The sequence below is a fragment of the Marinobacterium arenosum genome (assembly GCF_019795155.1).
Classification (GTDB): Bacteria; Pseudomonadota; Gammaproteobacteria; order Pseudomonadales; family Balneatricaceae; genus Marinobacterium_C; species Marinobacterium_C arenosum.
The window spans coordinates 1-20,503 of the sequence record NZ_JAILYN010000039.1 but is presented as its reverse complement, the minus strand read 5'-3'; the positions used below and the strand labels follow the sequence as shown (position 1 = coordinate 20,503).

General features: G+C 54.3%; 23 protein-coding genes and 1 pseudogene. 14 read left to right on the top strand and 10 right to left on the bottom strand.

What is annotated here, in order from left to right; translation table 11 throughout:
• Window positions 1-460: 460 nt before the first annotated feature.
• From K6T12_RS16035 to K6T12_RS16025, 3 genes are all read right to left on the bottom strand, one after another.
• Window positions 461-1,033 (bottom strand): YceI family protein, encoded by a 573-nt coding sequence (locus K6T12_RS16035; protein ID WP_222223879.1) that lies wholly within the window; start codon window positions 1,031-1,033, stop codon window positions 461-463.
• 2 nt (window positions 1,034-1,035) lie between these two features.
• Complete coding sequence (locus K6T12_RS16030; RefSeq protein ID WP_222223878.1) at window positions 1,036-1,599, bottom strand: cytochrome b; 564 nt, start codon at window positions 1,597-1,599, stop codon at window positions 1,036-1,038.
• 159 nt (window positions 1,600-1,758) lie between these two features.
• Entirely contained in the window at window positions 1,759-2,346 is a 588-nt protein-coding gene (locus K6T12_RS16025; RefSeq protein WP_222223877.1) for a flavodoxin family protein, read from the bottom strand.
• Window positions 2,347-2,425: 79 nt separating this feature from the next.
• Between K6T12_RS16025 and K6T12_RS16020 the strand changes: the two genes are divergently transcribed.
• Window positions 2,426-3,379 carry a LysR family transcriptional regulator gene (locus K6T12_RS16020; protein WP_222223876.1) on the top strand — a complete coding sequence of 318 codons (954 nt, stop codon included), beginning with the start codon at window positions 2,426-2,428 and terminating at the stop codon, window positions 3,377-3,379.
• A gap of 16 nt (window positions 3,380-3,395) precedes the next feature.
• On the opposite strand, the gene K6T12_RS16015 is transcribed toward K6T12_RS16020, so the two are convergent.
• Window positions 3,396-4,292, bottom strand: a complete 897-nt coding sequence (locus tag K6T12_RS16015) for a LysR family transcriptional regulator (protein WP_222223875.1) — start codon at window positions 4,290-4,292, stop codon at window positions 3,396-3,398.
• A 189-nt stretch (window positions 4,293-4,481) separates the two neighbouring features.
• On the opposite strand from K6T12_RS16015, the gene K6T12_RS16010 reads away from it, so the two are divergent.
• Window positions 4,482-5,297, top strand: coding sequence for an AraC family transcriptional regulator (locus K6T12_RS16010; protein WP_222223874.1), 816 nt, complete (start codon window positions 4,482-4,484; stop codon window positions 5,295-5,297).
• Between the two features lie 14 nt (window positions 5,298-5,311).
• Here the strand turns inward: K6T12_RS16010 and K6T12_RS16005 are convergent, their stop codons facing one another.
• Entirely contained in the window at window positions 5,312-5,557 is a 246-nt protein-coding gene (locus K6T12_RS16005; RefSeq protein WP_222223873.1) for a cytochrome C oxidase subunit IV family protein, read from the bottom strand.
• Window positions 5,557-6,156, bottom strand: a complete 600-nt coding sequence (locus K6T12_RS16000) for a cytochrome c oxidase subunit 3 (RefSeq protein ID WP_222223872.1) — start codon at window positions 6,154-6,156, stop codon at window positions 5,557-5,559. Before K6T12_RS16000 ends, K6T12_RS16005 begins: the two co-directional genes overlap by 1 nt.
• Before the next feature lie 459 nt (window positions 6,157-6,615).
• Here K6T12_RS16000 and K6T12_RS15995 point away from each other — a divergent pair, with 459 nt between their 5' ends.
• The 3 genes from K6T12_RS15995 (at window position 6,616) to K6T12_RS15985 (ending at window position 8,954) form a co-directional block, all read left to right on the top strand.
• Window positions 6,616-7,251, top strand: coding sequence for a LysE family translocator (locus tag K6T12_RS15995; protein ID WP_222223871.1), 636 nt, complete (start codon window positions 6,616-6,618; stop codon window positions 7,249-7,251).
• A gap of 33 nt (window positions 7,252-7,284) precedes the next feature.
• Window positions 7,285-8,214 (top strand): LysR family transcriptional regulator, encoded by a 930-nt coding sequence (locus tag K6T12_RS15990; RefSeq protein WP_222223870.1) that lies wholly within the window; start codon window positions 7,285-7,287, stop codon window positions 8,212-8,214.
• Between the two features lie 128 nt (window positions 8,215-8,342).
• Window positions 8,343-8,954: a LysE family translocator gene (locus K6T12_RS15985; RefSeq protein ID WP_222223869.1), complete on the top strand. Its 612-nt coding sequence runs from the start codon at window positions 8,343-8,345 to the stop codon at window positions 8,952-8,954.
• A 427-nt stretch (window positions 8,955-9,381) separates the two neighbouring features.
• Here K6T12_RS15985 and K6T12_RS15980 read toward each other — a convergent pair whose 3' ends face one another.
• The 3 genes from K6T12_RS15980 to K6T12_RS15970 form a co-directional block, all read right to left on the bottom strand.
• Entirely contained in the window at window positions 9,382-9,978 is a 597-nt protein-coding gene (locus K6T12_RS15980; RefSeq protein WP_222223868.1) for a LysE family translocator, read from the bottom strand.
• A gap of 204 nt (window positions 9,979-10,182) precedes the next feature.
• Window positions 10,183-11,127: a LysR family transcriptional regulator gene (locus K6T12_RS15975; protein WP_222223867.1), complete on the bottom strand. Its 945-nt coding sequence runs from the start codon at window positions 11,125-11,127 to the stop codon at window positions 10,183-10,185.
• A gap of 73 nt (window positions 11,128-11,200) precedes the next feature.
• Window positions 11,201-12,073: a LysR family transcriptional regulator gene (locus tag K6T12_RS15970; RefSeq protein WP_222223866.1), complete on the bottom strand. Its 873-nt coding sequence runs from the start codon at window positions 12,071-12,073 to the stop codon at window positions 11,201-11,203.
• Window positions 12,074-12,234: 161 nt separating this feature from the next.
• Here K6T12_RS15970 and K6T12_RS15965 point away from each other — a divergent pair, with 161 nt between their 5' ends.
• The 9 genes from K6T12_RS15965 (at window position 12,235) to K6T12_RS15930 (ending at window position 19,828) form a co-directional block, all read left to right on the top strand.
• Window positions 12,235-12,681: an acyl-CoA thioesterase gene (locus K6T12_RS15965; RefSeq protein ID WP_222223865.1), complete on the top strand. Its 447-nt coding sequence runs from the start codon at window positions 12,235-12,237 to the stop codon at window positions 12,679-12,681.
• 527 nt (window positions 12,682-13,208) lie between these two features.
• On the top strand, window positions 13,209-13,397 hold the full coding sequence (locus K6T12_RS21785) for an ATP-binding protein (RefSeq protein WP_315853619.1): 189 nt from the start codon (window positions 13,209-13,211) through the stop codon (window positions 13,395-13,397).
• Window positions 13,366-13,611: an ATP-binding protein gene (locus K6T12_RS21780; RefSeq protein WP_315853618.1), complete on the top strand. Its 246-nt coding sequence runs from the start codon at window positions 13,366-13,368 to the stop codon at window positions 13,609-13,611. Before K6T12_RS21785 ends, K6T12_RS21780 begins: the two co-directional genes overlap by 32 nt.
• 192 nt (window positions 13,612-13,803) lie before the next feature.
• Entirely contained in the window at window positions 13,804-14,574 is a 771-nt protein-coding gene (locus K6T12_RS15955; protein ID WP_222223864.1) for a dCTP deaminase domain-containing protein, read from the top strand.
• Window positions 14,546-15,547 carry a nucleotide kinase domain-containing protein gene (locus K6T12_RS15950; RefSeq protein WP_222223863.1) on the top strand — a complete coding sequence of 334 codons (1,002 nt, stop codon included), beginning with the start codon at window positions 14,546-14,548 and terminating at the stop codon, window positions 15,545-15,547. Before K6T12_RS15955 ends, K6T12_RS15950 begins: the two co-directional genes overlap by 29 nt.
• Window positions 15,531-16,544, top strand: a complete 1,014-nt coding sequence (locus K6T12_RS15945; RefSeq protein WP_222223862.1) for a thymidylate synthase — start codon at window positions 15,531-15,533, stop codon at window positions 16,542-16,544. The genes K6T12_RS15950 and K6T12_RS15945 overlap by 17 nt, the downstream gene beginning before the upstream one ends.
• Window positions 16,545-16,596: 52 nt before the next feature.
• Window positions 16,597-17,085 carry a TIR domain-containing protein gene (locus tag K6T12_RS15940; RefSeq protein ID WP_222223861.1) on the top strand — a complete coding sequence of 163 codons (489 nt, stop codon included), beginning with the start codon at window positions 16,597-16,599 and terminating at the stop codon, window positions 17,083-17,085.
• The gene (locus K6T12_RS15935; protein ID WP_222223860.1) at window positions 17,079-17,744 is read left to right on the top strand and encodes an Nmad2 family putative nucleotide modification protein; all 666 of its coding nucleotides are present in this window, start codon (window positions 17,079-17,081) and stop codon (window positions 17,742-17,744) included. Before K6T12_RS15940 ends, K6T12_RS15935 begins: the two co-directional genes overlap by 7 nt.
• 62 nt (window positions 17,745-17,806) lie before the next feature.
• A complete protein-coding gene (locus K6T12_RS15930; RefSeq protein WP_222223859.1) occupies window positions 17,807-19,828 on the top strand; it encodes a hypothetical protein in 2,022 nt (673 codons plus the stop codon).
• 215 nt (window positions 19,829-20,043) lie between these two features.
• On the opposite strand, the pseudogene K6T12_RS15925 reads toward K6T12_RS15930, so the two are convergent.
• Window positions 20,044-20,503 (bottom strand): annotated as a pseudogene (locus tag K6T12_RS15925) (transposase); the annotation flags it as partial.

Here is a 20,503-nt window from a genome sequence, read left to right as displayed (position 1 = left end):
CCTGTGAATAAGTCCCTTATGTTCTCTGCGGGCTCTAGAACGGCCAGATGCGCGAAAGGCAGCGCAGCGGAATGACGCGTCCTTTCCAAGCTGCCTGACAAAGCAGATGGCCGTTATAGAGCCCGCCCTCCGGGGCTGTCGGAGCAATCAGAGCTCTGCGTTAACGATTTTCGACGGACAACCAGTACGTCTGTAATCGTTGCCTTGATCTCTGATCGCTCCGACAGCCAGAGGCCTAAGGGACTTGTTCACAGGCTCCCTGGTTATGGGGCTTACGTTAGCAGATGTGTTTTGGACTTTGGTAGTAGCCAGCTCAATTTTTGCCGGGATAAAGGGGGGAATGGAGCGTTGGGGGTGAGGCTGCGTGGTGTGGGCGGCTAGGCAGCGAGGATGGCAAAAATAAAAAAGCCGGCCTGCAGTGGGGCAGGCCGGCGGGGGAGAATGCGTGAACGTCGGGCGGTTACTTGCGGACGCCTTCGATATGCAGGTCCATGTAGACTGTTTCGGAGGCCGGGCCCAGGTTGTAGTTAATGCCGAAATCCTTCAGTTTCAGCTCGGTGGTGCCGGCGAAGCCCATCCGGTAGCCGCCCCAGGGGTCGGCGCCTTCACCGACTTTCTCGACGTCGATCTCGATGTTCTTGGTGACGCCGTGCAGGGTCAGGTCGCCTTTCAGGGTGCCGCCGCCATTGCCGTTGTCCTGGTAGCCGGTGCTGACGAACGTTGCCTTCGGATACTTGGCAACATGCAGGAACTCGTCGCTGCGCAGGTGCTTGTCACGCTCGGCGTGGTTGGAGTCGATGGACGCGGTATCGATCTCCAGGGCGATCTTGGCGGCCGACGGATCGTCGTTGTCGAAGCTGAAGTCGCCGCTGAAAGTGTTGAAGCGGCCCAGCAGCCAGCTGGTACCCAGGTGGGCGATCTTGAAGTTGATTGAAGCGTGGGCGCCTTTGGTGTCGATCTGGTAGTCGTCTGCCAGGGCCGGGGTGGCAGCTGCGGTAGCGGCCAGAGCGATCGCGGAGATCAGTTTCTTCATGGTTAAGCCTTCCTCAATCCAAACATCCGTTTAAGGGTGTCGTCTTTGTTAACAAAATGGTGTTTCAGTGCGGCCAGGGCATGCAGGGCCGACAGTACGATTAGCGCGGTGGCGCTGTAATAGTGGACCGCCCCGGCGACATCTTCCTGGTTTTCCACCAGCGCCGGCAGTGCCGGCACTGCGAACCAGTTGAACACATCGATAGCGCGGCCATCAGCGGTCGAGATCAGGTAGCCGGAGACCAGCACCACGATCAGCAGCAGGTAAAGCAGGTTGTGCACCAGGTGGGTGGCGGCGGTCAGCAGTTTCGGCTGCGGCAGCGGCTGCGGCGGGCGGTTGATCATACGCCAGGCCAGTCGCAGCGCCAGCAGGCCGAGCACCAGCAGGCCGATGCTTTTATGCCAGTGCGGCATGATTCGGTAGTCCGGGTCGTAATAGGTCAGGTCGGTGATATAGAGGCCGAGCGGATAGAGGCCGATGATCGCCAGGGCGATCAGCCAGTGCATTAGGATCGGGCCCCAGCCGTAGCCGGCGCGATCGTTGAGGATGCGATGGGTGAACTTCATGTTTGCTCTCTTGTAGCCCTTGGCTTAACTCTGCTGGACCTTGATGCTCAGTCCGACTGTGACCAGATTTCGCGGCTCGGGTTTCATCGATCTTCTCAATAATTTGTTGCCATTTTGCGCTCAATAGCGCTGTTACAGCGTTTACAGCGTTTACAGCGTTTACAGCGTTGCCTGTTCGACACCGCGCCGCCAGCGACCGGCGGCCAGCGCGACCCGCTCCCCCAGCCGGCGGGCGGTGCAGCGGTCTGCCTGTGGCGGCGTCAGCGCCGGATCCTGGTCGGCGTTGCTCTGTGCCATGGCGCCCAGCGAGCTGCCCAGCCGGTTAAGGTCCTCGTCGCTGCCGGTACTGCTGTTGTTGCCGGGCAGCAGTCCCAGGCTGACCCAGTGCATGCCGTGCTGGGCGGCGAACAACGCCATCGCTATCAGCGTGTTGAGCTTGTCGCCGTTCTGGCTGGCCGAGTTGGTGAAACCGGCGGCCAGCTTGTCTTGCCAGCCCTGTTCGCCCCAGATCCGCACGCTGGCGTCCATGAAGCATTTGAACGGCCCGCTGACATTGCCCATATAGGTCGGGCTGCCGAAGATGATCGCATCGGCGGCTTTCAGCGTGCACCAGTCCACCTGTGCCAGTTCCGCTACCGGCACCAGTCGGGCCGCCGCGCCGGCCTGCTCGACCCCGGCGGCGACCGCCTGGGCCAGTACCTCGGTATGGCCGAATCCGGAGTGGTAAGCGATGGCGACCTGAATCATGCAGTCTCTCTTAATGGGAACAGGTATCACTCTAAAGCTGTGGCTTTGATGCATCTAATGCATTATCTTTATTTTTACTATGCGTGAAGTGAATTTAAGATCGGTTGACCTGAATCTGCTGGTGGTGCTGCAGGCACTGCTGGAGGAGCGTCATGTCTCCCGCGCCGCCGACCGGCTGGGCATGAGTCAGCCGGCGGTCAGCCGGGCGTTGCAGCGACTGCGCGGCACCTTCGATGATCCGCTGCTGGTGCGTACCGCCAGTGGCTATGACCTCAGCGCCCGCGGCCACGAGCTGCTGCCACGGCTGAGCGCGCTGCTGCAGGGGGTAAACCGGTTGATCGCCGCGCCGCGTTTCGACCCGGCCACGGCGGATGATGTGGTGCGGATCAGCGGGCTGGATCTGGAGTTGGCGCTCTATATACCGCCGATCAGCAAACGGCTGCATCAAGTGGCGCCCAATCTGCGGCTGGAGCTGCAGCCGCTGCGGGAGGATCCGTTCCAGCTACTGGACAGTGGCGAGGTGCATTTCACTATGACCGGCCTGCAACCGACCGCTGGCGTCGATCAGTTGCACCGGATGGTGGTTGACCGGATGGACCCTGTCTGCCTGATGGACCGGCACAATCCGCTGGCGGTCGGCCCGCTGACGGTCGACAGCTATGCCCAGGCGCTGCACGGCCTGGTGTCGATTACCGGCCGGGGGCCCGGCATCATGGATGATAAGCTGGCCGCACTGGGACGTTCACGCCGGGTGATGCGGCGGCTGGCCAGCTTTATGCCGGTGGCGGACTTCTGCGAGGGGACCGATCTGATCTTCACGCTGCCGCAGCGACTGGCCGAGCATATCGCCCGTGGCCGGGCGCTGGTGCTGCGCGAGGTTCCCAAGGAGCTGAAGCAGCGCGAGATCATCTTCTACATGTATTGGCATGCCCGCCACCATCAGGACCCGATGTGCGCCTGGGTGCGCGGCCAGATCGCCGAGGTGCTGCGCGAGACCGTACCGCCGGTGGCGCCACCCGGTTTTGCGCGCTAGGCGGCTCAGTTGTAGCTCAGCTGTAGTTATTGAAATACTGCTGAACGAACTCGACGAAACGGCTGACCTTGGCCGGGGTGTGGCGCCGACTCTGGTAGACGGCGTAAACGCTCAGCTTGGGTGTTTCGCAATTGGGCAGGATACGTTTCAGTTCGCCGTTTTCCAGGTACGGCTGGACGGCCAGAGCCGGTGACTGCAATACCCCCATACCGCGTAGCGCGGCACTGATCAGCGAGTGGCCGTTATTGGTCGCCAGGGTCCAGCGCTTGGGCCGGCTGACGGTTTCGCCCTGTTCGATGACGTTCCACTGGGCGGTGTTGCGGTTGGGGGTGAAGCGAAAGCCCTGGTGGTCGCTGCTGAGCTGCTCGATGCTGGTCGGTTCGCCATGTTTGGCCAGATAGCCCGGCGAGGCGTAGAACGCCAGGTCGATCTCGGCCAGTTTGCGGGCGATCAGGTCGGAGTCGGCCAGCTTGACCGAAAAACGCAATGCCACGTCGACCGATTCCTTGACCAGGTCGATATGTTGGTTGTCCAGCAGCAGCTCCACCTTCAGGTGCGGGTACTGCTCGCAGAACTGCTCGACCAGCATCACCAGGTCGGCCGCACCGAAGGTGTCCGGCGCCGACACCTTCAACAGGCCGTGCGGAGTGTCCTGGCCGTAACGCAGGCTACTCTCCAGCTGGTCGAACTGATCGAGCAGCTGCTGGGCCTGCTGATAGACCTGCTCGCCCGCTTCGGTGAGGCTGACCCGTCGGGTGCTGCGGTTCAACAGGCGGGTGTTCAGATGGCTTTCCAGCTCGCTGATCTGGCGGCTGACCACCCCTTTGGAGACATGCAGCTGTTCGGCGGCGCTGGTGAAATTGCCAAGCTCGGCCACCTTGCAGAAGAACTGCATTGCTTTCAATCGATCCATAATCACTCCTGAACAGTCCGGCGCTACTACTAGGATAGGCGCCGGGAAGTGCTTATTTTGGGCCGCAGGGCGAGTAAAACAAGTGTTGGGTTCGAACTCTGAAATTTTTTCCAAGGCAGAGCCCGTTGGCTCGGTTAGACTTGGGATTCGTAACTTTGATACAGCTGCCCCGTTACCGATGCTGATGCCATGACTGTTGATCAGATCCACACCCGAACGCCACTGCTGACCCCGGGCCTCGAACTGGCGCAGGCGCACATCCGCAGTTTCAGTTTCGATCCTCATGTGCATCTCGACTACCATGTCGGCATCGTCAGCTACGGCGTGCAGCTGTACAGCAACCGCAACCGCCGTTATGCGCTGGCGCCGAACAGCCTGGCGTTGGTCAACCCCGACGAGGTGCATGAGGGGTTCGCCCGGGACGAGCGCGGTTATCAGGTGCATGTGCTGCGACTGGAGCCGGAACTGGTCAGTGAGCTGCATGCCGCACTGGCGGAGCGACATGGCGAGCTTTGGTTCAGCCAGCCGCTGGTGGAGGATCCGCTGTTGTACCGGCGGTTGCTGCAACTGCATGGCCAGGCCCGTCAGGCGGAGCTGCAACCGTTGGCCTGGCAGGCCGAGTACCTGGACTGCATGGAGCAGCTGTTCGCGCGCTATGCCGCCCTGCGACCGCTGCAAATCAACGACGGCTTGAGTCCGGCGCAGTTGGCCCGGTTGCGCGATTACCTGATGGCCGATCTGGCCGGCAAGCACCGGCTGGAGGAGCTGGCGGCATTGTTCGGCCTGAGCAGTTACCAGTTTCTGCGCCGCTTCCGCGCCAGCGTCGGCATGACGCCGCACGCCTACCTGCTGTCATTGCGGATCGACTATGGCCGCCGCCTGCTGCGGAGGGGCGAGCGGGTCTGCGATGCCGCCATGCAGGCCGGCTTTTACGACCAGAGCCATTTCGTACGCGCCTTCCGTAAGGCCAATGGCGTGGCGCCGTCCAATTACAGCGAAAGCTGATCGGGGGCGTTCGTTTACCGGCTCACCAGCAGCCAGATCAACAGCCCCAGCACCGGGCAGTACAGGTTCATGCAGCGGCGCAGCCAATGACGCACGCCACGCAACTCCATAAAGCCATCGACGATCATCAATCCTTTTACGGCGGTCAGCGCCACAATGACCCCGGTGATCCAGGGCAGCGTCGAGCTGTCGGTCAGTGCGTAGCTGATCAGCGTCAGTAGGATCAGTGTCAGCCAGAGTAGGGGGGTATGAGCGTTCATCAGCGTATCACGTAGACGATTGGGAACAGGAGCACCCAGACCAGATCGACCATATGCCAGTAGCAGGCGCCGCTCTCCAGTCCGTTGGCATCATCCGGGCCGTAGCCATGGCGTCTCAGTTTCAGTGCCATGTAGGCCAGGATTACCATGCCGAGCAGCACGTGCATCAGGTGGAAGCCGGTTAGCAGGAAGTACCCCATGAAAAAGTGGTTGCTGCTGAGGCCGTAGCCGGCACTGCCCAGCTGCCAGTACTCCCAGCACTTGACCAGCACATAAACCGAGGCGGCCAGCAGTGAGCCGAACAGCCAGAGCGCCGCGCGCCGTTGGCGCTGACGACGGTTGTCGATCACCCCCTGGGCCACCAGGCCGCTGGCGCTGATCAGCGCCAGGGTGTTGATCAGTCCGGCCTGAGGGTGAAGCAGTTGCTGACCGGCCAGGAACAGTTCCCGCTCGCTGCTGCGCATCCAGCTGAACAGCAGGAACATCATCGCAAAGACGGTTAATTCCATCAGGATGAACAGCCACATCACCAGGTCACCGGGCAGACGATGGGGGCCGGGTAGGGAGGTGTCGTTGGCGGCCATTGATGGTGCTTGCATGAGCAGATTCTCCCTGGCAACGGTTGAACAGATCAGCCTGCCGGCTGAGCTGTTCGTGGCGGGTGTGGCTTTAAGATGTAAGTAAAATATATTTTTAAGTGGCGGCTGTCAAAACAACCCGGGCATGCCCGTAATGCAGTTCACTTAAGTAACGGCGACGGTGAGTGTAGGGTTGACTTCAGTCGACCAGGAGCCCGCAGGGCTCCATAACCGCCTGCGGAGGTGGTGCACTGATACCCAAAGGGCACACCGAGTACGCCCTACAATGAGGGCCAATCCGATAGCAGGATTTTCTTCATCCACAAACGGCATTGTATTAACCGAACAGTATTTTAGGCATGGCCGGCCATGCAAAGAGCTATACACCTGACAAAACCAAAAAAATCACTGCAATTTTCTACAAGGCCGCTGTAAAGCGATCGGCCATAATCGGCTACCAATGATAGAGAGGGGATTGCTATGGGGTTGCTCGAACAACTGATCGCACTGGGGCTGTTTCACTGGCTGATGCTGATGGCGCCGGGACCGGACTTCCTGCTGATGCTGCGTACCGCGCTGGGCAACCGGTTGCCGGTGGCCTTCGCGCTGGCGGCCGGTATCGCGGTGGCGATCCTCTGGCATTCGGCGCTGGTGGTCTACGCCGGCCAGCCGCTGTTGGCGGTGATGCCGATGCTGCAACTGTGGCTGCCGTTGATCTGCGGCGGCTACCTGCTGTGGATCTCGGTACAGGGCTGGCGCGGCCTCAGTGCGCCCAAGCTGAACCGCAGCGAACAGGATCAGCTGTCGTCGCGCCGGGCCTTTACCCAGGGCCTGTTGTGCAACCTGTTGAACCCGAAGGCCTACCTGTATTTCATCAGCCTGCTGACCGGGGTGCTGTCGGCCGAGATGCCGGATTGGTTCAAGCAGGCGCTGGTGGCCGAGTTCACCCTGCTGGCGCTGCTCTGGTTCGCGCTGCTGGCCTGTCTGCTGCGGCTGCGCTGGGTACAGCTGCGGCTGCAGCAGTGGGCCACGCGATTGCAACAGCTGACCCTGCTGCTGCTGGGTGGCTTCGGGCTGATGTTGCTGGCCAACGGGGCGATGCAACAGCTGGCTTGACGCGGGCGGCGGGAACGGGCGCAATGGAGCGCTATGGAACAGCTTAATCTGAATCTGTTGCGGGCACTGAAGCAGCTGTTGCAGGAGCGCCACGTGACCCGCGCCGCCGAGCAACTGCATTTGACCCAGTCGGCGATGAGCCGCCAGCTGGCGCAATTGCGTGATTACTTTCAAGACCCGCTGCTAGTGCGTGAGGGCAACGACCTGCTGTTGACCGCCCGTGCCCAGCAGCTGTTACCGCAGGTGTGCGATATCCTGGCGCGGGTCGACGAGCTGCGTGGCGAGCCGCCGTTCGAGCCGGCCCGGTGCAGCCGCCGCTTCGTGTTTGCCTGCACCGACTACGTGGCCCAGTTCATCTTTCCGGCGGTGCTGAGCCGGCTACACCGTGAAGCGCCGCAGCTCGATATCAGCTACCGGATGTGGCAGCCGGAGTGGCTCGGCCGGCTCGGCCAGCTGCCGATCGATCTGGCCTCCACCACTCATAACCAGTTACCCGACACGCTACGCAGCATCCCACTGGGGCAGGATTATCCGGTTTGCCTGATGGCGGCCGATCATCCGCTGACGGCCGAGCCGCGCCCGACGCTGGAGGCGTTGCTGAGTTATCCCTACATCCGGATCAGCAGCGGTGGCGACAAGGACTCCTTTCTCGACCGGGCGCTGAAAAGCCAGGGCTTCAGCCGGCGGATCGCCTTCGAGGTGCCGTTCTTCTCGGCGGCGTTCAGCGTGCTGGCCGACAGCGACCGGTTGCTGGTGGTGCCGGCCCATATCGCCCGCAATGCCGCCCGTCATTACCCGCTGACCAGCCGGCCGCTACCGCTGGCGGTACCGGAGAACCGCTACCACCTGTTCTGGCATCTGCTGCACGATCACGATCCGGCGCACCGCTGGCTGCGCGAGCTGCTGGCCGAGGCGATGCGCAGCTCGCTCTATTCGCCGGGCGATCATCAAATCAGGTCATGATATTGAATCATGATGCGAATCTAAAATCGTCATTTCTTGCATGGCCTGCTAATCGGTAGACTGCTTTCAAAATTATTTGAGCCGTATCGCCGGTCACCGGCCGGTCTATTTGTACAAGGAGCAAGACGATGACCCTGAGCCACTGGCTGCCGATTGCCGCACTCTGTCTATTGGGAGCGATTACGCCGGGCCCCAGCCTGGCGGTGGTGGTGCGCCAGACCGTCAAGCACTCGCGCCGCCACGGCATGGCGGCGGCGCTCTGCCACGGCGCCGGCGTAGGCCTCTGGGCACTGCTGACCATCTGGGGATTGGCGCTGCTGCTGAGCCAGTCGCCGCAGCTGTTCCAGTGGCTGACCTGGGGCGGTGCCGGCTATCTGGCCTGGCTGGGGATCAAGGCGCTGCGCTCCGGCGGTGGCGGCGCGCTGCAGGTGGCGGATTGCGCACCGGCGCCGGTCTGGCAGGCCGGCCTGGAGGGGCTGATGATCTCGCTGCTGAATCCGAAACTGGCGCTGTTTTTCATCGCGCTGTTCTCGCAGTTCGTCGGCCAGGCCGATTCGCTGCAGGCGCAGCTGCTGATGACCGCTACTGCTGCCGGGATCGACGCCGGCTGGTATCTGCTAGTGGCGGTGCTGCTGTCGCACTCGGCGGTGCTGAGCCGGCTACAGCGCCAGTCGATATGGCTCGACCGGATCACCGGCGGCATCATGCTGGCGCTGGCAGTACGGGTGGTGACGCTCTGACAAGTTATAAGCGGGATGGCGGGAAAACTAAGAGTAGTGGGAGAGTAGTGGGAGGCGCGTCTCGCGGCGATTGTGGAATTATCGCCGGATTACCGAACAACGCGGGGAACGCCTTCCACATCGAACTCCCGCAGGTATCTGCCGGCTCTGAATTAACCAATTCCCAGCTTGATCCCCAGAAGGGTAGGTTGGGCTTCGCTGAGCTCAGCCCAATCTGCGAACAGGGAATAATCGCCGCGGGGCTCGCCTCCCACATCGAATTCCCGCAGGTACCTGCCGGCTCTGAATTAACCGATTCCCTGCTTGATACCCAGAAGGGTAGGTTGGGCTTCGCCGAGCTCAGCCCAATCTACGAACCGGGAATAATCGCCGGATTGCCGGACCATGCGGAGCGCGCCTCCCACATCTGCTAGCGCCAGGAATCGAATTAACCGATTCCCAGCTTGATCCCCAGCAGTACCAGCGCCGCGCCGATGGTCCGCTCCAGCCGGTTGCGGACCCGCTGCAGCCCCTGCTGTACCGACGGGCGGGTCAGCAGGGTGATGATCAGCGTCAGCCAGGTGAACTCCATTACCACCGGGGTGACGCCGTACAGCAGTTTCAGGCTCCAGCTCTGTTCCTGCTGCAGGATCTGGCTGAACAGCGCCACGAACATGATCAGTACCTTGGGGTTGAACAGGCTGACCATCAGGCCGCTGAGGAACGGGTTGCGGCTGCGGCTGGCCCCGCCGTTACCGTCGGCGGCCGGCTTGGTCAGCATGTAGGTGACGCCCATGTAGAGCAGGTAGGCGCTGCCCAGCCAACGGATCGCCTGGTACAGCGACGGGGTTTCGCTGATGATCGCCGCCAGGCCGACGATCGACAGGCTGACGTGGATCGCCAGCGCGGTCGCCAGACCCAGCGCGGTGATCATGCCGTCGCGCTGCGAGCCGTTCAGGGTATTGCGCAACACCACTGCGGTATTGGCGCCGGGAATCATCGCGCCCATCAACATCACACCCGCCAGCAACAGCCATTCCAGCATCGTCTACATCCTTCTGAACCGGAAATTGAAGAGATTGATACCGGGTGTCCGTTCACCGAAATGTTGAACGGCTGTCCGATAACTTATGGCGCAAGTCTAGAGTGAAGGCCGATAGCGGACTAATCCTCTATTCTGATGCAGGTTATAAGTCTGAGTTATGACCTTGCGGGAGCTGCTAGCTACAAGCGGTAAGCAAGGAGCTGGTTAAGAGCTGCGAGCGAGCGGAACCTCGATCGGCTCTGCCTGGCTGTCGTTCAGCGCGGCGAACAGCCGCTCGCGCAGGTAGCGGTGGGCCGGGTCCTGGTGCTGACGGCGGTGCCAGATCAGGTAGTAGCGGGTCGGGTCGATCTGCAGCTCGGCCGGCAGCGGCTGGCGCACCAGGCCGTACTGCGCCTGCAGGTTGTGCACGATATGGTTCGGCAGGGTCAGCAGGTAGCGGCTGCGGGCGGTGATCGCTAGTGCCGAGTGGATGAACGGTACGGTCAGTTTGACCCGGCGGCTCAGGCCGAGCCGGGCCAGCGCCTCGTCGACGGTGCGGTTCTTGTCGCCGCCGGCGCTGACCGCCAGGTGCGACTGCTCGATATAGTCCTCCAGCAGCAGCGGTTGACCGGCCAGCGGATGGTCGGGCGACAGCAGGCAGCTGAAGCCGTCCTTGCCGACCTGGCGGCCGTAGATATCGTCCGGCACCTCGTCGAGGATGCAGGCGGCCAGGTCGAGCCGGCCCTGGCGCAGGTCTTCCAGCATGCCCGGCTGCCAGAGGTGGAAATGCAGGTCGATGCCCGGCGCATCGTCCTGCAATGCGGCGATCAGCGGCGGCAGGATCTGCTGGGTGATGTAGTCGGTCACCGCGATATTGAACTGGCCGCGATAGCCGGCCGGCTGAAACTCGCTGGGCACCAGCAGGCTCTCCAGCTGGTTCAGCAGCTCCGGCAACTGCTGCCAGAGCGCCTCGCCGCGCGGCGTGCGCTGCATCTCGTTGCCGACCCGTACCAGCAGCGGATCGGCCAGGATCTGGCGCAATTGCGCCAGGTTGCGGCTCATCGCCGGTTGGGTGACATGCTGGGCCGCCGCGGCGGCGGTGACGCTACGGGTGCGCAATAGCTGGTAAAGCGACAGCAGCAGGTTCAGGTTGATACGGGACAGTTCCATAGCGGCAGAGCATATCACTTGAACTTATAGGCAGAAATATCTGCTGTCGTTGAACCGGGCCGCTCGCGTTATCTCATCGAATTGACCGACGCCAGTCGTACTGGGCGGCAAAGGTAGTGAACTGCTGCACGCAGGGCTGGCTGGAATGGCTGCGCCACTGGCAGCCGACGGTACGCAGCAGGCCGAAATCGACGATCGGTATCTTGACCAGATCCGGGCTGTCGACACTCTCCGCCATGATGCCGGCGGCCCGGCCGGCGCGGATCATGGTCAGCGCCCAGTCGTCCTGGTCGGTGCGGCAGCTGATATGCGGCTGCGCCTGCTCGGTCAGGAATACCCGCTGTGCCTCGCTCAACACCTCGCAATTCTTGCGCAACACGAACGGGATGCCGTGCAGGTCGGCCAGGTGTACGCTGGCGCGGGTCGCCAGCGGGTGCTGGCGGGAGACCAGCATCAGGTAGCGCTCCTGGAACAGCGGCAGACTAGTGTCGGAGCGTTCGTCGCCGGTCAGGGTGGTCAGCAGCAGGTCGACCTTGTCCTGGCCCAGCAGCTGGGCCAGGCCGTCCAGGCTGCTGTTCTGCAGCTGCAGTTCGATCTCCGGGTAGGTGGCGGCGAACTCCGCCAGCAACTGTTTTACCGGCGGCACGTTCAGGGTGCCGAGCACGCCGATACGCAGGCTGCGCAGATCGGCCTGCTGGCTCAGCTCCTTACGGGCGGCGTTGACCTCCGCCAGGATCGAGAACGCCCGGTCGCGAAAACGCAGCCCCGCCGGCGTCAGCGTGACCCGCTTCGGTTGGCGTTTCAGCAGCGCGCAACCGAGTTCCTCCTCCAGCGCCTTGATCGCGGCGGACAGCGCCGGCTGGGTGACGTAAAGCTGTTTGGCGGCCTGGGTAAAGCTGCCGCTCTCCTGCACTGCCAGAAAGTAACGTAGCTGCCGAATCTCCATCTTGGTTTCCTACTGGTTGGACGTTTTTCGATCATCCTATAAATCAGATTTATTTCAAATATAAAGATTAAAGATTTCACTTATTTCGGCGTTGGCGCTAAAAATTAACTCGTGTTCAAGCAAAGTACCCGACGGCGCAGGGTTATACAGGAGTAAACAAAATGATTGAGCTGTTGAACGACTACCCGGTGCAGCTGGAGATCCCGATCGCCTGGGGCGACATGGATGCCTTCCAGCACGTCAACAACCTGGTGTACCTGCGCCATTTCGAATCGGCCCGCATGGCCTACCTAGAGTGTTGCAACTACGCCGAGGTGAAGGAGCAGACCGGCGTCGGCCCGATTCTGCGCGACAGCTCGATCCGTTACCGGATTCCGCTGACCTACCCCGGCAATGTGATTGCGGCGGCGCGGGTGACCCGCATCGAGCAGGACCGGTTCACCATGCAGCAGGTGGTCTACAGCCTGGAGCATGGCCGTATCGCCGCCGAAGGGGAGGGGGTGCTGGTCTGCCTGGACTACCGCACCAACCAGAAGGCGCCGGTACCGGAGGCCTACCGCGAATTTATGCTGAGACGCGAACCGATCGCGCCAGTGCTGGCCGCCTGAGCCGGCAAGAATGTCCGGTGCAGGACCCCATGCCGGCACCGACATACCCAGGTCACCAAGTTGCTTGGTGTTCTGTATTCATCGTTATTACAGCCGGCCCTTCGGGGCCGTTTTTTTTGCGCCCGGCACGGGCGCACTCCTGGAGGTGAAAGTCCTCCCGTAAGCTGGCCACAGCGAACGAAGTGAAGCGCAACTGCGGAAGGGCGACCAACCGTGGGGAGGAAGCGTGGAGCGTAAACCGTGAGCCGATGAACAAGAATCGGATATGAGGCCCTACCGTTCATCGAGCGGCTCGGACTGTTGGTCGATCATAAAAAACTAGCCGGGAGCATCGCAAGTACGAATGCCTGATCCGCTAGGCCCACTTCAAGCTCGCCGCCACGGTACAGGACATCGACTACCAGCATCCGCGCAACGTTAGCCAGGCCCGGGTTGTCCAGCTGGCGCAGGGCGACTGGATCGACCGGGCTTAGAACTTGCTGATCACCGGGCCCTGCGGCAGAGGCAAGACCTAGCTCGGCTGCGCGCTGGGGCACAGCGCCTGCCTGAGGGGCTACAGTGTCTGCTACTACCGTCTCGCCCGCCTGCTGCTGGAGCTGACCCAGGCCAAGGCCGATGGCAGCTACCACAAGCTGCTCAAATACCTGGCAAAGGTTCGGTTGCTGATGATCGACGACTGGGGGACTGGAGCCGCTGAAACCGGCCCACCGCAATGACTTGATGGAGATTATGGACGACCACCACGGCCAGCCCTCGACGCTGGTGATCAGCCAGCTGCCGACCGATCAGTGGTACGCCAGCATCGGCGACAACACCCTGGCGGACGCCATCCAGGACCGGCGGATGCACAACGCCCACCGGTTGCAGCTGAGGGGAGAATCGATGAGAAAAATCCTCGGACAGTTGACCGAAGATGAACACCTGGGCTAATAATCCGGGGGCGTGATGCGTTGAGAAATCAGGTGTTCACGTTCGTCCGGAATCGGTGTTCATTTTCACCGGAATATGCAGAACTTATTGGTGTACTCCCTAGTACGTAACAAATTTGCTCGATAGAATGTTTCTGCTGACAGATATAACAATATCATTTTACAAGAATGTTGAGTTCAGATTGAGGGAATGATGGCTTTTTGGAGTGGAGAAAGATTAGAAGAACGGTTGCCAGAGGTTTTTGGTAGCGACTTTGTGAGAGATAAGATTGACTGTTCTGCATATACATTAACTGTAGGTGGAGAAGCATATATAACACCCGATCACAAAGTGCCGAACCCATCTAGACATACAGCAGTAAAATTGGAAAAAGGTGATCCCATAGCTATACCTGCAGGCCAATTTGGTTTCCTACTTACTAAGGAATCAGTTTTGATGCCTGATGATGCAATGGCTTTCATCTCGATGAAGTCAAAACTGAAATTTCGAGGACTGATAAATGTATCTGGCTTCCACGTAGATCCGGGATTTCAAGGCAGATTGATTTTTTCGGTTTTTAATGCTGGGCCAAAGCCTTTGCACATCAAGAGTGGTGATGATCTATTTCTAATGTGGTTTGCTGATTTGGATCGCGTGACCGAAAGAAAGAAAAATAGCGAACCTCTAGAGTCAATTAATTCTGATTTAATAAATGGGATTAGCGGTGAAATTCAATCTGCACATAGTTTGTCAGAGAGAATTGCTGAGATCGATAAAGATATAAACGATAAAGTTGAAAAGCTTGATAAGAAAGTTTTTAAATATTCTGTGCTTATCGGTTCCTTAGCGGGTTTTTTATTCTCTGCTGGTATGATTGTGTTGAAAGATAAAGTATTAAACGGTTTTTCTGACAAGTCTGTAACCGAGCAAGTCGATATTAAAAAAGATAATGATAATGCTAGATCAGAAGATAAAGCCAACTGAAGTATTTGATACATTCTGGGACTTTGCGGTAAAACGTCAAGATGTATTCTTTATGAGGATTACAAGTCCAAATGAAGAAAAGTGGATCGACGATCCTATTCTTGCTAAGCACAAATTTACTAACGCCTATAGAGCTTCCGACCGTGTTAGTCAGTACTTGATTCGAAACGTAATATATTCAGGTGATAGTTCATTTGAAGAAACATTCTTTCGAATTATCTTGTTTAAACTGTTTAATAAAATAGAAACTTGGGATTTGCTTAATAGACAGCTTGGTGGGATATCATGGCGCGAATATAGCTTTGATCGTTATAATGATATTCTCTCGAACGCTTTGAAAAATAAATGTGCTATTTATTCTGCTGCTTATATAATGGCATCTGGGCGATCAGCTTTCGGTTATGAGAAAAAACACCAAAATCATCTTCGTTTAATAGAAAAGATGATGAGTGAACGACTACCTTCTCGAGTTTCTGATGCATCTTCGCTTGAGGATGTTTTTAATATGCTTAAATCCGAACCAAGCTTTGGGGACTTTTTAGCTTATCAGTATGCCATTGACCTTAATTACAGTGAATTAATAAATTTTTCAGAAAATGACTTTGTAATGCCGGGTCCTGGTGCTCTGCGTGGGATACAGAAATGCTTTAAAAGTACTGGTGATGCGTCAGCAAGCGATATTATTAGATATGTTACAGAACGTCAGGATGAATTTTTGGAAGCTCGTAATTTGAGTTTTAAGAAGCTATGGGGGCGTCCTCTTCATTTGATTGATATCCAAAACCTTTTTTGTGAGGTTGATAAATATGCAAGGGTGTTCCATCCCGAAGTCGGTAGTCTTGATGGTAGGAAACGAATTAAACAGGTTTTCAGGCCTAACCGAGAAGTTATAAAATACTGGTTTCCTCCAAAATGGGGCATCAATGATTCTGTAGATAATATAAAGGAGCACTATTGTGACAGCCTTTTTTGAAAGCAACACAGCAGATGAAGTTTGGCGATTGGCCGCAATAGAACTGTTAAATAGCTTTAAGGGATGTTCACAAAAAAGCAGGCTTGGTCCTGTGACTGAAATTCTGCATTCAAATCTACATATCCTAGAACCACGTCAACGTTGGATTAACTCTCGTATTCCAGCTCTTAATCCAGCTTTTGCTATCGCGGAAGTTGTGTGGATTATGCAGGGTAGGAATGATTCTGATTTCATAAATTTCTGGAATCCAGTACTACCAAAATTTTGTGGTGAAGACAGTGAATATCATGGTGCATATGGTTACCGTTTGAGACGCAACATAGGTATTGATCAGATAGAAAGAGCTTATCAGGTACTATCTAAAAACCCTGATACTCGTCAAGTTGTGCTCCAAATTTGGGATGGTAAGATAGATCTCCCAGCTGAAAACGCGACGCCAGCGTCGAAGGATATACCTTGTAATATATGCTCAATGTTAAATATCCGAAATGGCAGGCTTGAGTGGACTCAGATTATGCGGAGTAACGACTTGTTTCTGGGCACTCCACATAACTTTGTTCAGTTTACAAGCTTACAGGAAATCTTAGCAGGCTGGCTGGGTCTGGAAGTTGGTTCATATTACCAGATGTCAAATAGCTTGCATGCTTATCTAGATGATTTAGAAAAATACCAAATTTCGGATCAAACCAAGCCCTTAATCAATACGGATAGTTTAGCTCTATCAAAAGAAGTGACGCAGAAAGCTTTTCAGCTCATTGAGGAGATAATGGAACGACTACGCGCATCAGATTTGGGGCGGGAAGAGTTTTCCTCTTTATTGGAAACTAATAAATTGCCTGAAGGCTATTACAATATGCTGTTAGTTGTTGCCGCGGATAGTGCGAGGAGAAGACAGTGGACAGAACATAGTATTGATGCAATATCGAAATGCACTAATGAGTGCTTGGTACATGCATGGGAACAATGGGAGAAAAGAGTCACTTTGCCAAGCTATTAAGGCTTAATGACCTTCGAAATATTTAAACCAAAAATAAAGGGATTTAGCATAAATGACAAAAAAAATAAGAAATGTATTCGTAAGTCATCATCATAAAGATGATGCAAGTGTTGATGGCCTAACCAAAATGGTTTCAGGAAAAGGCTATCAATTCAGAAATAGTTCAATACGTGTAAAACCTGAAAACCAAAGTAGACTTGATAAGAATAAAGTAAGTGATAGAACGATAGCTAGACTTCTCAAAATGAAGATGCGTTGGGCAAGCCAAGTTATAGTAGTGATTGGCAAAGAAACACATAGCAGACGGTGGGTTGATTGGGAAATAAAAACCGCGCATCAATTAGGCAAGCCGATAATAGGTGTATATGAAAATGGTCTAAAGGATCAAGTTGAAATTCCAGAAAATTTAAAAAAATATGCAACATCAATTGTTGGTTGGAAAGCTGACTCAGTCATTGGAGCTTTAGATGGTGGCAGTGAGTTTCAAGATTCAACGGGCTCACCAATGCCAAAAATAGATGGGAGAAATGTTGTATGTTGATTGAATCAGGGTCAACCCTTTATACATATCCTATTTCTCGAGACTTTGGGTTCGCTCCAAACCCTTTTCATGGAATTTGTACACTAGCAACTTGTAAACCTAGAATTCGCAAGAAGGCAAAAGTTGGCGATTGGGTAATCGGTATTGCTGGAGCAAATCTCAAGCCGATTAAAAGAAAATGTATATTTATCATGAAAGTTACAGAAGTTCTAACTTTTCAAGAGTACTGGGAAGATCAAAGGTATATATTGAAAAGGCCTTGCCGCAATGGAAGTCAAGTAAAACTTCTAGGTGATAATATTTACCATAAAGATATAGACGGAAACTGGATCCAAGAGGATTCCCATCATAGTAATGTCGATGGGAGTATGAACAATGTAAATGTTGATAGAGATACGGGATCTACAGAAAATGTCTTAATATCAGACTTTTTCTTTTATTTTGGCGATAAAGCTATACCAATAGATCTTGAATCAATAGGTTACGGAAGGATTAGGGATTATAAAAAAACATATCTTGTACCATTTGGTAATGGTGAAGCACTAATAAGTAAAATTACGTCTGAGTTTAAGAACTATAGAAATACAGTGATAGGGGACCCTTTTCATTTTATTGATTCACATAAGCGTGTTAATCAAGAAACAGGTAAAATAACTTAAGATTGCTTTTTTATAAAAGCTATCTATCTTATTTGTGAAGAGGCTATGGAGCCATAAAATTTATGACAGCTAATTATCAAACGCCACTTGCTCTAAATTTCGTATGGCACCCATCAGATAATGATGAAGTTCTACCTATTCTCGATTTTATACGTAACTCATTCGTAAAAAAAATAGACAGACCTTTTTCTCGTGGGCTGAATATTCCAATATTTTATTACAGCTCTAAAAGCAAAGCAGAAACACCAGAAAGTATACCGAAACCTGTCGCTAAAAAAAATATTACTTTTATTTTTACAAGTAAGAACACTATTGGTAGGCCACAAATGGAAGCCTATATCAATAAAATTGAATCAGGTGAAGCGCACTGTCTTGTTCCAGTTGCGTTAGATACATCTGGCTTAAGCCATGGTGGACCTCTTGCTTCTTTGAATTGCATTCGAGTATACGATTGGCCAGAGCCCCAACGGGTTCAACTATCGCTAATTCATTTAGCTCATGAAATACATAGACAGGGTTTCTCTAGCATTGAAGGACACGCACCTGGAAAGGCCTCATCAATCAACTTGTTCCTAAGTCATGCAAAGGCAGGAAATACTGGTGTAGTAATTTCAGAAAATATTAAGTCATTTATAGATAATACGAATATGAATCGATTCTTCGATTCTACTGAAATCTCACCTGGCTTTGCTTTTCACGATGAAATTGAGAAGCACATATCTAACTCGACTCTAATCGTTATCGAAACTGATGCATATTCATCTCGTTACTGGTGTCAGAGGGAAATTCTATGTGCCAAACAAAATCAGCGCCCCATAATAGTCATTAATTCCTTGGAAAACTACGAAGATAGGGGCTTTCCTGCTGCATCTAATGTTCCTCGTATACGCGTTGACGTTAGTCAGGGTTTATCTAAGGATGAAATCCTTAAAATTCTTTCAGAAGCATTACTTGAAACTATTAGGCACAACTATGCTTTTAAAACTTTAGAGTCCTTCAGAGATCAAGGTCGGATACCTAAGGATTGTGCAATTACTTCCCGGCCACCTGAAATTAGACAGGTTTTAGAGTGGAAAAAAGCTGGTGTTAACAAGGCTTGCTATCCTGATCCACCTATTTATCCCGATGAAGCAGACTGGCATCAACAACTTGATTTTAATGCTTTTACACCATTATGGTCTTCATTAGAAAATGAATCGCTCAAAAATTTAAATGTCGGTATCTCAATATCTGACTTTGAGTCAGATGGTTTTCAAAAGCACCATCAACACCCCAGTATTCTTAAACTTTTGGCGCAGGAAGTTGCACGAAACTTACTTTCACGCTCTGCTATTCTTCTGTATGGCGGCGACTTAAGAGAGGGTGGTTTTACGGAGTTTATCCTTGATGAAGCTATGGTTTTACAAGACCGCTTAAAAAACGATATTCCTCCAGTTCAAAACCACTTAGCGTGGCCGCAATATATTTCAGATCCTGAAATAGTAGCTTGGAGGGCTAAATATCGACATGTCATGAAAACACATCAGCACAGTCCCCCTGAAGATGTTATAGAAGGGCTGGATAACACAAAATTCTTACCTCCAAACTGTGCGGAAAACCTTTATGTTTGGTCAAGAAGCTTAACAGAAATGCGCTATCGTTCTATTTCAGGGTCAGATGCGAGAGTCTGTGCTGGAGGAAAGTTAACAAATTTTAAGGGAAAGATGCCTGGTGTTCTTGAAGAAGTAATGATTGCTTTAGAATATGAAAAGCCGATCTATCTCCTCGGAGGTGCAGGAGGAGTAGTCGGAGATATTACCAAAATCATTATGAGTAAAGAACAGCCTCTTCAATTGACAGAAGAGTGGCAGGGAATGCATACAGCTTATTACTCAGAATTACAAGAAATTGCCAAAGCATATGGTAACAATGCCGACTACTCAGAAATATTCAGTATGCTTTCGTCTGTAAATTACTCAGATCTCGCTGAAAGGTCTGGTCTGAGTAAGTCAGAGTATTTACATTTAATGACTTCACCGTTTGTCGATGAGTGTTTACACCTTATCCTAAAAGGGCTTAAGTCTATATCAGGGATTCAGCCGTAGTAGATGATGCTTTTCAGAATAGAAAGCCAGTAAATCCATCCAATAGTAGAGAAATGTTCGTTAACAATCGTTCCGGGAATAGTTGGCACTAAATATGAAATGGAGCAAATGGCTTGAACAATGGGATATGACATCGTTGAAGGTTAAGACACCAATTTTTTGGTATGGAATTTAAACCACAGGGGAGGGTGTTCATAGTTCTGTGTCAGTGTAAATTACAGGTCCACATATTGATCCACCCTGCCCGGGAAGTGGATGGTCAACTGGGATAGCGTCAGGTTCCAGTTTTGTACCGGATGAGTCCACTTCTCGGAGGCTTTCAGCATCCCCGCATACAGCAGCTTCAACAAGCTGGTCTCCGCCCTTGGTTTTAGTCAGTTTGCGGAACTGGCGGTGTACCGCCTCGACCGCATTGGTGGTGTAAATGGCCCGCCTGATCTGCTGAAGTATACCGACAGGTTGTCCCACTTGCTGCGCCAGGATTTGATGACCAACGGATACTGTTGGCCCCATTTCGCCTCCAGCTCGTCCAGTGCCTGTTCTGCCGCATTCAGTGTGGCCGCCTTGTAGACGCACTTGAGGTCCGCCATGAAGGCCTTCTGGTTCTTGCTGGCGACGTACTTCATGGAGTTGCGGATCTGATGGATGATACAGACCTGCACCTCCGTCTTTGGA